Below are 10564 nucleotides of genomic sequence, written 5' to 3' on the forward strand. Positions count from 1 at the left end.
CTGGCGCTTGAGGTCGCGCCGCGTGAATTCGAAGACCTCCTGGTAGCTGGCGTTGTCGGGGGCCTGCCACAGGTTGCGCACGAAGTTGGTGGTGAACGCCCCGCCATTCTTGCTGGGCGCGCCGCCCACGCCCGGGAAGACGGCGTCCATGGCGACCTCGTCCGGCTGGGCGGCGGCGATCTCGACAATGGGCTTGCGCGTGCTGGCGTCCAGGTTGGCCGTTTCCCGCACCCCGGGCGTCGCAGCCTTGGCGCCGGCGGGCTTGGCCAGGTCGCTGGTGGGATTGCGCTTCAGCGAGCGGGGCCGGGCGAAGGGGGTGATGGCGCGCGTGCCCGTGCCGGAGTGACAACTGTCCAGGATGACGACGATGTTGTCCGTGGGCATGTCATTGAGCCAGATATTCAGCTCATCGTCGGCGATATCGCGGTCGGCGTTGCGGCGCAGCACGTCGGCGGGGCAGATGGTCTCGTCCAGGCCGTCGGCCTCGTCCCCGTTGGTGTCCCACTTCTGCGAGCCATGGCCGGCAAAGAAGAAGACGACCAGGTCACCCGGTCGGGCGACGGAGGGGAGCCAGCGCGTGAGGCCGGCCTGGATGCCGCTACGGTCGGCGTCGGCGTCGAGGAGGAGCTTGATGTGATCCTCCTCGAACCCGTAGCGCTTGACCAGGACGTCACGCATGGCGAGCGCGTCGTTGACCGCGCCGGGCAGGTCACCGCCGATCTCGTCGCCGTAGTTGATGTAGTCACTGATACCGACCAGCAGCGCCCAGCGGTTGGGGGCCGTGCGGTCGTGCGGCCCGAAGCCGGCGAACAGGGCTACGGCGGCGAACAGGAGGAGACGGGGCGCTTTCACTTTTTCTGCTCCTTCACGAGAAGTTCCTCGCCCTCGGCCGCGACGCCCACTTCGAGGCGCGAGCCGCGGCGCAGCAGGTCATTGCGCACCTCTTCCAGGGTGTGGCGCAGCTCGGCATCGCTGCGCTCGGGCGCGTGGTGGAAGAAGTAGAGGCGGCGGCAGCCAGCCTCTTCGGCCAGGCGCACGGCCTGGGTGAAGGTGCTGTGTCCCCAGCCCTCGCGTTTCACGTATTCGGCGTCGGTGAACATGGCGTCGTGGAAGAGCAGATCCACGCCGCCCATGAATTCGACCAGGCTTTCGTACCAGCGGGGGGGAACGGGGTAGTCGGCTCCGACGAGCTCGTTATCCGGTATGTAGGCCAGGCTGGTCCCGCCCAGGCGGATACGGTAGCCGAAGGTGTGCGCAGGATGACGGACCCGCATGGCAGCGACCTCGAGAGGCCCATTGTTCCAGACATGATCATCGAGGTGGCTGAACTCGAGGCGTGCGGCGACGGCCTCGTACGGTATGGGGAAGTAGATGGGCCGCATCTGGCCGGCGAAGACCGTCTGGATGTCGACGTCGCCCTGGCGCGGGCCATGGATGCGGATGAAGCTGCTCGGGTCGTAAAGCGGTCCGAAGAATGGGATCCCCTGGATATGGTCCCAGTGGAAGTGGGTGAGGAAGAGGTCGACGCCGAGGGGCCCCGGCTCGGCGATCAGGTGGCGGCCGAGAAGGCGAATGCCGGTGCCCGCGTCAAAGATGAGGCGGCGGTCGTCGGCGCTGCGCACCTCGACGCACGAAGTGTTGCCGCCGAACCCCGCCGTTGCTGGGCCCGGGCTGGGAATAGAGCCGCGGGTGCCCCAACAGGTGACGCGGAGCGCCGGGATTTCAGCGGCCGGCCTTGCACGTGGCGCTTCGGGATCGGCAATGGCCGGCTGCGCGGGGGGTCGCCGGGACTCTTGAGCCATGGATTCCGAGCGGCGAGTGGTCGATCCGGCCCGGGGAGCGGGGGGCCACTCTGGCCGCAGGTTAAAAGATGGAGCCCGCGGCAGGGTGAGGCAAGGGTCGAGCTTTGGGATAAGGCTTTCTCGGCGCGGCCGGATTTCCTACATTTCTGTTATCATCAGGTGCCAACAGGGTGTGGCAGTGGGGTAGAGCGGAGCCGATTTCGCGCCAGAGTGGTGCGGAATCGCCAGCCCGGCCGGTTTTTCGGGAGTCAATCGGATGACAGCAACCAAGAAAAATCTGTGGACCGCGGAGCAGGTGAAGCATTTGCTGGAGAAGGTGCCGCTTTTCCGGGGTCTGCCGGACGGCGACCTGAAGCGCATCGCCCGGCTTGTGCGCGGCCAGACGGTGGGCGTGGGCGAGGTGCTGTTCCGGGAGGGTGACCCGGGGGACAAGTTCTACATCGTTTACAGCGGGGCGGTCGAGATTGTGAAGGAGCGGCCGCGGGGCGAGTCCGAGCGGCTGGCGGTGAAGCGGGCGGGGGATGCGCTGGGCGAGATGTCGCTTCTGACGGACACGCCGCGTTCCGCGGCGGCGCGGGCGATGGAGCCGACGCAGCTGGTGGTAGTTTCGCGCGAGCACTTCGACGAGCTGCTGGGCGGGGAGTCGCTGGCCCTGCGGCTGATGCGGGGGCTTGCCCGGGCGCTCCGGGCACTGGACGTACGCTTTGTGGCGCAGGACGCGGCGGCAGCCGGGGGGGAGGGCGTCGATGCGCTGCGCGAATTCAGTCGGTTGGTACAGCACGCCTTGCTGCCGCGGCAGGTGCCGAAGGTGCCGGGGTACGAGATCGCGGCAGCTACGGCGCTGGCGGAATCGGGGTCGGGTCAGGCGCTCTGGGATGCCTGTCCGTTTGGCGGGGACGGCGTGCTGCTGTCCGTGATCGATGTCAAGGGCAGCGGGCTGCCGCCGGCTCATCTGCTGGCAGTGACGCGGGCGTTGCTGCGCGAGATTGCACAGGCCGAGGCGAGCCTGGGGGTGCTGCTCTCGCGGCTGAACGACGCGCTGGCGGAGAACGTATTCGAGGGGCTGGACGAGTGCGTCGAGGTCGGGCTGATCGGTCTGAGCGCGGACGGCGCGCAGTGCAGCCTGGCCGGCGGCCAGCCGGGTGTGCTGGTGCGGGCGGGCGGTGGCATGGGTGAGCTGGCCTCGAACGGCCCGCCACTCGGCATCCTGCCGCATTTCGAGTATGGCGCGCAGGCGCTCGACCTGGGTGCAGGCGACACGGTGCTGCTCTTCTCAGAGATCGAGATGGGAGTGGCGCGCGGGGCGGCGGACCTGATCCAGAACCATCGGGGTGAGCCGCCGGCCGAGCTGGTCGGACTGCTGCAGCGAGCGCTGCAAAAGGCGCATCGTCTGAGTGGGGTGGAGGCGCAGGACATCACCTTCGTCCTGCTGCAGAAGTCGTGACGCCACAGGCCCGCTAAAGGAGATCATGGATGGTTACCGAACAGGAAGTCAGGAAGGCGTTGCGGCGGGTCAAGGATCCCGAACTCGATCTCGACATCGTGCTCCTCGGCCTGGTGTATGGCATTGAGGTGGAGGGCGAGCGGGTACACGTGACCATGTCGCTGACGTCGCCCATGTGCCCGGCCGGCGGGCAGATGGTGGAAGACGCGAAGCGTGAGGTGGAGGCGCTCGAGGGGGTGAGCGCCGCGGACGTCGAGTTGACGTTCACGCCCAGGTGGACGCCGGACCGCATCGATCCGCTCATCCGCTCCTCGCTAGGGATCTAGTGGTCGAATCTAGTTCACGCTTCGAAGTTACGGCGACGCATCTCACCGCGGTGAGCCGTTGCGGTACTTGTGAAACGCTGCATTCCTACCGGTTCGGTTCCAGGCGGCGGCGGAACCGCGGCGTGCCGCGGGCGATTCTGAAAGCGGAGAAGGCGAGCGCGTGACCGGCGTCCGCCACCCCGCCGATCAGAGGAGCCCAGATGAGAGCATCCACCCTCGGGCGACGCCCCTGCAGGCGCGGCGCGCCCGCTGCGTTCTCCGTCCCGGCCCTGACCGTACTGTTGCTAGGCTTCGCAGCGTGCGGTGAGGAGGAGCCGGCGGGGCTGAACCGGGCGATGTGCGAGCTCGACCCGGAACTCATGGCGGGGGGCGGGCCGCCGCCCGACGGGATTCCCGCACTGCGCAAGCCCAGGATGGTGGGGCCATCCGATCCCAGCCTTGGCTATCTGGAGGATGGTGATCGGGTGCTGGGCGTGGTGATCGATGGGCAGGCGCGGGCCTATCCGCACAACATCCTGTGGTGGCACGAGATCATCAATGACACACTGGGCGGGCGGGCCTTCGCCGTCACGTTCTGCCCGTTGACCGGCTCCGGCCTGGCATTCGAGTCAGCGATCCGCGGCAGGGTCATCGACTTCGGGGTTTCCGGGCTCCTGTTCGCGAACAACCTGGTGATGTACGACCGGGGTGCGGGCGAGCTGTACGGCCCGCAACTGGAGGTGGCGGGGCGGTGCCAGGGCTTCAACGGCGTGGAGCCCAGCCTGATTCCGATCCTGGAGACGAGCTGGGCCCGGTGGAAGCAGCTTCACCCGGACACGCGGGTGGTGACCGGCGACCTGGACTTCGGGCGAAACTATCGCCGCTATCCTTACGGCAGCTACGCGAACCTGGGCAATCCGGAGCTGCTCTTCCCGATGCGGATCGACCAGACTCGCCTGGCTAAGGAGCGGGTGCTGGGGATCCGGGTAGGGGCGAACGGGGGGAGGGGGTACCCGTTTGGCGAGCTGGCGGACCTGGGCGATGTGGCGGCGGTGAACGAGGAGGTGGATGGCAGGCCCATTGTCGTGCTATACGAGCAGGCGGCGGGGGAGACGGCGGCGGCGTATGAGCGCCGGCTGAACGGCAGGACGCTGACGTTCGAGGCGGGCGGCGGCGGTTTCCGCGACCGGGAGACGGGGAGCAGGTGGGACATCGGTGGGCGAGCGGTTGCGGGTCCCCTGGCGGGGCAGAGGCTGAGAGGCGTGGAGAACGCGTACGTCGTTTTCTGGTTCGCGTGGCGCGCGTTCCAGTGGCAGTCGACGACCTTCCTCGTTTCGTGAGCCGCGCCGCGGCGGCCTCGCTGCTGCTGCTTTGTGCGGCCGTGGTGCGGCCGGCTGCAGCCGCGGCGCAGTGGCCCGTGGGGCAGGGCGCCTACTGGGCCAAGGCTTCGTTTTTCTGGCACTCGACGACGCGGCGGTACGGCCCGGATGGCCGGTCGCAGCGGTATCTGAACCAGGGCGCGGAGAGCCGGGCCGCGGCGCTGTTCCTGGACCTGGCCTACGGCATCACGGATCGACTGGACCTCTGGCTGCAGCTCCCCTACTTCGACCTCTCCTTTGATGACGTGACCATGGAGCGAGACGCCGCCGGCGTGGGCGACGTGCGCCTCTCGACGCGCTACACGCTGTCGCACCTCCTGGGCGGCGCAGTGCCGCTGTCCGTGCGCGCGGCCGTGAAAGCTCCGATCCAGGATTTCCCCATCGATGCCGAGATCATCCCGATCGGCGAGGGGCAGTGGGACCTGGAGGCATGGGCGGAAGCAGGGCTCTCGCTCTGGCCTACGCCGGCCTACGCCGTGCTCTGGCTGGGTTACCGCTGGCGGCTGTGGAACCCCACGACCACGCGCGACCCGGGCGATGAGCTGCTGCTGCTGGCCGAGATCGGGGGGCGGCTCCTCGGGCGGCTGGGCGGGAAAGTGGTGCTGGACGGGGTGTGGGGGCGTGACGGCCGGCTGCTGGGCGTGCCGCTCTCGGCGGATGCGCGAGAGATCCTCTACCTCCAACCGGTGCTGTCGCTCGAGCTGCCGGGATCCAGCACCGTCGAGCTGGGGGGAAGGCTGCCGCTGCGGGGGCAGAACTTCCCGGCGGGCCCTCAACTGCTGGCCTCCGTCTTTCATCGCGGGAGGGTATGCTGGCCCGTGGCATGCGCCGGGGGCACGGACCGGTAGTGGGGACGGGAGCACTCCATGCAAGCAGTGGTGAACGGCATTCGCATGCACTGGCAAGAGGCCGGGCGGGGGGAGCCCGTGCTGCTGGTGCACGGGTTCCCCTTCGACAGCAGTCTCTGGGAGCCGCAACTCGAGCGGCTGCCCCGACGCTGGCGCTGGCTGGCGCCGGACCTGCGCGGCTTTGGCAGAACAGAGGGAGGCGTGGGCGGAGGGCCGTACGGCATGGAGCTGTTCGCGGAGGACCTCGCAGCACTGCTCGAGGAGCTGGGCGTTACCCGGGCCGTGGTGTGTGGAGTTTCGATGGGTGGGTACATCGCTATGGCCATGGTGCGGTCCTACCCGGAGCGGGTGCGGGCGCTGGTGCTCTGTGATACGAAGGCGGGCGCGGAAACCGAGCAGGGGAAAAAGGGGCGTGCGGAGCTGGCGGAGCGGGTGCTCGCCGAGGGCTCGTCCGCCCTGGTGGCCGGGCTGCTGCCCCGGTTGCTTGCCGAGCGTACGCGGCGCGAGCAGCCGGAGCTGGTGCAATGGCTGAGCGGGGTGATGGAGTCTGTTTCGCCGCAAACAGCGGCGCGGGGGCTGGCGGGTATGGCGGCGCGAGCGGACTCCACGGAGCTGCTGTCCAGGATCGCCGTGCCGACGCTGGTGCTGGTCGGGGCGGAGGACGTGATCAGCGGGGTGGCCGAGGCGGAGGGCATGGCGGGGGGTATCCCGGACGGGCGCATCATGGTAATCCCGGCAGCCGGGCACCTGCCGAACCTGGAGCAGCCGCCGGCGTTCAACCGGGCACTGGTCCAGTTCCTGGAAGCCATTGATTGAGGGCACGGGGGGCGGGGCGGTAGGCCCTCCGGCGGCCAGCGCTCCGGCTTCGCCGAGCCTCCTCGGCCCGGCACTCACGTTCCGGGCTTCTACTCGCCTGCCACGGCAATCAGCTCGAGCTGCTTGGTCCCCCCACCCGGTTCGGAGGGTTCCGGGGGTTCCGGGGGCGTTTCGCGTTCGTGGGCGACGCGGGCGACCTCGACCACCGGGTCACTGCCCGCCAGGGAGATGACTGGCCGACCCTGCGTCGCGCGGCCCTGGAGCGGCAACCGGTCGGCGGGCAGGCGAGCCGCGGCACCGCTGGCGGCGATGACCATGAGCTCGTCGCCTGCGAGCAGCTCCTTCGCGGCGACGAGGGGCCCGGTCCGCTCCGTGACCTGGAGCGCGGTCACGCCGAGGCCGCCCCGGCGCTGGACGGGGTAGTCGCTGACGGGCGTCCGCTTGGCGAAGCCGTGGCGGGTTACCATGCAAAGGGATGCCTCCCGCCGCACGACCACTATTCCGACGGCGTGATCGCCGCGGCGCAGCCGCATGCCGCGGACGCCCTGCGCCGCGCGGCCCATGAGCGGGACGTCGGCCTCCGGGAAGCGAATGCCGCGTCCCTGCCCGCTCACGATGACGGCGTCACTGGCACCGTCCGATAGCTGCACGTCCAGCAGTACGTCGCCCGGGCGGAGGTTGAGCGCGCCCGTGCCGCCGCTGCGGATGTGGGCGAAGTGGTCGAGCGTCGTGCGTTTCACGGTGCCGTGTGCGGTGAGGAAGAGGAGGGCGCGGTCCGCGGGAAAATCGGACACGGGGAGCAGGGCGGCCAGCGGCGAGCGACCTTCCAGTTTCAGGAGCTGCGCCAGCGAGCGGCCGCGGCCGGAGCGCCCGGTTTCCGGGACGTCGCGGGCCGAGATGGCATAGGCCTGGCCTTCCCGGCTGAACGCGAGCAGCGTGTCGCGGGTGCTGGCGAGGAAGACGCGCTCGAGGAAATCCTGCCGCGCCTCGGTGGCAGGGGGTTTGCCGCCGGAAACCCGCCGCCCGTAGAGCGAAAGCGGGACGCGCTGGATGTAGCCGGCATGGCTCACGGCGATGACGAACTCCTCGCGGGCGACGAGGTCTTCGACAGCGAAGTCGGCCTCGGCCCTGACAATGGTTGTGCGGCGCGCGTCACCGAAGCGCTCGACGATCTCTTCCAGCTCGCCGAGCAGCAGGTCGAGCTGCTGCTGCTCGCTGGCGAGCAACCGTTCCAGCTCGGCGATCCGATTCTCGAGGCTGTCCAGTTTCTCCCGGAGCTCCTGCCGCTCGAGTGCCGTAAGACGGGCGAGTCGCATGTTGAGGATCGCATCCGCCTGCTCCGCGCTGAGCTCGAAGCGCTGGCGCAGCCCGGAAGCCGCCTCCTCGCGGTCGCGCGCCTTGCGGATGAGCACGACCACGGCGTCCATGTGCGCGAGGGCGAGGAGCAGCCCGCGCGTCACGTGCGCCTCCGCCCGGGCGTGCTCGAGCTCGAAGCGGGAGCGGCGGCGGATCACCTCGAGCCGGTGGTCGCGGTAGCGCTCGATCAGCTCTTTGAGGTTGAACTCGTGCGGCACGCCGCCCTGGTCCAGGGCCAGGAGGATGGCTCCGAACGTCGCCTGCAGGTAGGTGTGCCGGTAGAGAAGGTTAAGGACGGCACGGGATTTTGCGCCCCGCTTCAGCTCGATGACGATGCGCATGCCGTCGCGGTCAGACTCGTCGCGCAGGTCGGCGATGTCATCCATGCGACGCGCGCGCACCAGCTCCGCGATCTGTTCGATCACGCGAGCCTTCGAGATGCCGTACGGCAGCTCGGTGACCACGAGCTGCTCTTTGCCGCCGCGCCGGGCCTCCTTCTGCACGCGCGCCCGCATGACAATCCGGCCGCGGCCGGTGCGGTACGCCTCCTGGATCCCTTCCGCGCCCAGAATGAACCCGCCCGTGGGGAAGTCCGGACCGGGCACGTGCTGCATCAGATGGTCGACGGCACACTCCGGGTGCCGCACCAGATGCCCCACGGCCGCTGCGACTTCGCGCAGGTTGTGCGGCGGGATGTTCGTGGCCATGCCCACGGCGATCCCCGAACTGCCGTTCACCAGGAGGTTGGGCAATCTGGCCGGCAGCACTTCCGGCTCCTGGCGCTGGCCGTCAAAGGTATCCGCAGCCGGGACCGTATCCTTCTCGATGTCGGCCAGCAGCTCGAGCGCCGCCGACGCCAGTCGAGCTTCCGTGTAGCGGTACGCGGCGGCACTGTCCCCATCGATCGAGCCGAAGTTGCCCTGCCCGTCCACCAGCGGGTAGCTCAACGAGAAGTCCTGGACAATGCGGACGATCGCGTCGTACACGGCCGTGTCACCATGGGGGTGATACTTCCCCAGCACCTCACCCACCACGGCTGCGCTCTTCTTGAAGGGCCGGTTCGGAGCGAGCCCCAACTCGTGCATCGCATACAGGATCCGGCGGTGCACCGGCTTGAGCCCGTCGCGTACGTCCGGAAGCGCCCGCTGCACAATCACGCTCATCGAGTAGTCGAGGAAAGATTCCCGCATCTCGTCCTCGATCAGGCGCTGGAGCACGCGCTCTCGTCGCTGTGGCATGACCATCGTCGGCTGCCCTCCCCTGTCGGCTCCCGAGGTCGTTCGGTCGTGCAAGCTATCGTTCCTGTCAAGTTTACCCGGCGACCACCCTGATGTTCGGTTTTCTTTCGGCAGGCTAGGCTGGGGGCCTATCGGGGGAGGCGTGCAAGGGGCGTGCGGCCGGCGCGCGGTGGCCGGGGAGCGGCTTGGGCAGGCGGGCTGAGCGAGAAGGCTGCCTGAGTGGGTGCGGTTGGTGGGGATCCTGGGGCGTGGGAGCGGGATTCGGTTTTCTACGGGTACGGGATACGGGTACGGGATACGGGCACGGGCACGGGCACGGGATACGGGTACGGGCACGGGTACTGGTGGGTCGGGATCGGGGTTGGGAGTGGGATTCGCACCAGGGAAACGGTGCCGGAGAGGGGAAGGCGCCTGGTGCGCGGGGCGCGTGCAATCTATGGTAGACCGGCGCATGGGACGGCCGAGGCGGAGCGGTGGTGGCGGTTGCTGAGCGGGAAAGGCTGGAGTGAGGGAACGGAGAGGCCGGGGAGTGGCTAGGCGGCGGCCTACGCCGGCGGGGCCGAGGGCGGCCGCAGGCGTGGCGGCGCGGCCGGGAGCGAAGGGCTCGGGGCGCAGGAATCTGCTCAAGTTTCTGGCGCTGGTGCTGCTCGTTGCCGGTTCGTGGGCGGCCCTGCGCTGGACGCCGCTGCGAACGCTGGTGTCACGGGGAGAAGTGCTGGCGCTGCTCGAGTCGGTGCGCGGCGCGGATTGGGCGGGCGCCGCCTTCGTGCTGGTTTACGCTGGGGCCACGGCGCTGGCATTGCCCGGCAGTGTGCTGACGCTGGCGGGTGGCGCGCTTTTTGGCCTGTGGCCGGGGGTGCCCTTCAACCTGGCGGGCGCGACCATCGGCTCGGTGCTGGCCTTCCTGCTGGCGCGGTTTCTGGGGCGGGACTTTGTGGCGGCCCGCCTGGGCGGCCGCGCCGCGGCCCTGGACCGGGCCGCGGGCCGGCATGGTTTTCGTGCGATCCTGCTGCTGCGCCTGGTGCCGCTGGTACCGTTCAACGCGCTTAACTACGGCGCCGGCCTTTCCGGCGTGCGGTTCCGGGATTACGTGCTGGGGAGCGCAGTGGGGATGCTGCCCGGGACGTTCGCGTACACCTACTTCGCCGACGCGCTGCTGGCCGGGAGCGTCGAGGCGCGGGAGGACGCCTACGTGCACATCGCGGTGGCAGGCGGGCTGCTGGTGCTGCTTTCGTTCCTGCCGCTGGCCTGGCGCCGCTGGCGTGGCGCGGCGAGTGGCGGCGGGGTGCAGGTGGGGCGGCGATGAGGCTGCTGGCGGGGGCGGTGGTGGGCGTCTACTTCGCCGCGCTGGCATTGCTGTCCGTCTACTCCCTGCA

The 10564-nt window shown here is 69.3% G+C and carries 9 protein-coding genes; 6 read left to right on the forward strand and 3 right to left on the reverse strand.

The annotated features are described in order from the left end of the window. Positions 1-852, reverse strand: an 852-nt coding sequence (locus tag HY703_05225) for a caspase family protein (GenBank protein ID MBI4544572.1), incomplete at its 3' end; no start/stop codon positions are given. Then, positions 849-1622, reverse strand: a complete 774-nt coding sequence (locus HY703_05230) for an MBL fold metallo-hydrolase (GenBank protein ID MBI4544573.1) — start codon at positions 1620-1622, stop codon at positions 849-851. The genes HY703_05230 and HY703_05225, both read right to left, overlap by 4 nt. Before the next feature lie 436 nt (positions 1623-2058). On the opposite strand from HY703_05230, the gene HY703_05235 reads away from it, so the two are divergent. The 5 genes from HY703_05235 (at position 2059) to HY703_05255 (ending at position 6594) form a co-directional block, all read left to right on the forward strand. After that, positions 2059-3246, forward strand: a complete 1188-nt coding sequence (locus HY703_05235) for a cyclic nucleotide-binding domain-containing protein (GenBank protein MBI4544574.1) — start codon at positions 2059-2061, stop codon at positions 3244-3246. Positions 3247-3275: 29 nt separating this feature from the next. Continuing rightward, the gene (locus HY703_05240) at positions 3276-3572 is read left to right on the forward strand and encodes a metal-sulfur cluster assembly factor (protein ID MBI4544575.1); all 297 of its coding nucleotides are present in this window, start codon (positions 3276-3278) and stop codon (positions 3570-3572) included. A gap of 200 nt (positions 3573-3772) precedes the next feature. Further along, entirely contained in the window at positions 3773-4891 is a 1119-nt protein-coding gene (locus tag HY703_05245; GenBank protein ID MBI4544576.1) for a DUF3179 domain-containing protein, read from the forward strand. Then, entirely contained in the window at positions 4888-5778 is an 891-nt protein-coding gene (locus HY703_05250) for a hypothetical protein (protein MBI4544577.1), read from the forward strand. The genes HY703_05245 and HY703_05250 overlap by 4 nt, the downstream gene beginning before the upstream one ends. Positions 5779-5796: 18 nt before the next feature. Beyond that, positions 5797-6594: an alpha/beta fold hydrolase gene (locus HY703_05255; protein MBI4544578.1), complete on the forward strand. Its 798-nt coding sequence runs from the start codon at positions 5797-5799 to the stop codon at positions 6592-6594. A gap of 89 nt (positions 6595-6683) precedes the next feature. Here HY703_05255 and gyrA read toward each other — a convergent pair whose 3' ends face one another. Continuing rightward, positions 6684-9188 (reverse strand): DNA gyrase subunit A, encoded by a 2505-nt coding sequence (gyrA, locus tag HY703_05260; GenBank protein MBI4544579.1) that lies wholly within the window; start codon positions 9186-9188, stop codon positions 6684-6686. 529 nt (positions 9189-9717) lie between these two features. Here gyrA and HY703_05265 point away from each other — a divergent pair. After that, entirely contained in the window at positions 9718-10494 is a 777-nt protein-coding gene (locus tag HY703_05265) for a TVP38/TMEM64 family protein (GenBank protein MBI4544580.1), read from the forward strand. The last annotated feature ends 70 nt before the right edge of the window (positions 10495-10564 follow it).

The organism is Gemmatimonadota bacterium, assembly GCA_016209965.1.
Taxonomy (GTDB): Bacteria; Gemmatimonadota; Gemmatimonadetes; order Longimicrobiales; family RSA9; genus JACQVE01.

Bases quoted from the DNA above. Each gene is read 5' to 3' on its own strand.
- HY703_05235 (MBI4544574.1), top strand. From the start codon at position 2,059: ATGACAGCAACCAAGAAAAATCTGTGGACCGCGGAGCAGGTGAAGCAT.
- HY703_05240 (MBI4544575.1), top strand. From the start codon at position 3,276: ATGGTTACCGAACAGGAAGTCAGGAAGGCGTTGCGGCGGGTCAAGGAT.
- HY703_05245 (MBI4544576.1), top strand. From the start codon at position 3,773: ATGAGAGCATCCACCCTCGGGCGACGCCCCTGCAGGCGCGGCGCGCCC.
- HY703_05255 (MBI4544578.1), top strand. From the start codon at position 5,797: ATGCAAGCAGTGGTGAACGGCATTCGCATGCACTGGCAAGAGGCCGGG.
- gyrA (MBI4544579.1), bottom strand. From the start codon at position 9,188: ATGCCACAGCGACGAGAGCGCGTGCTCCAGCGCCTGATCGAGGACGAG.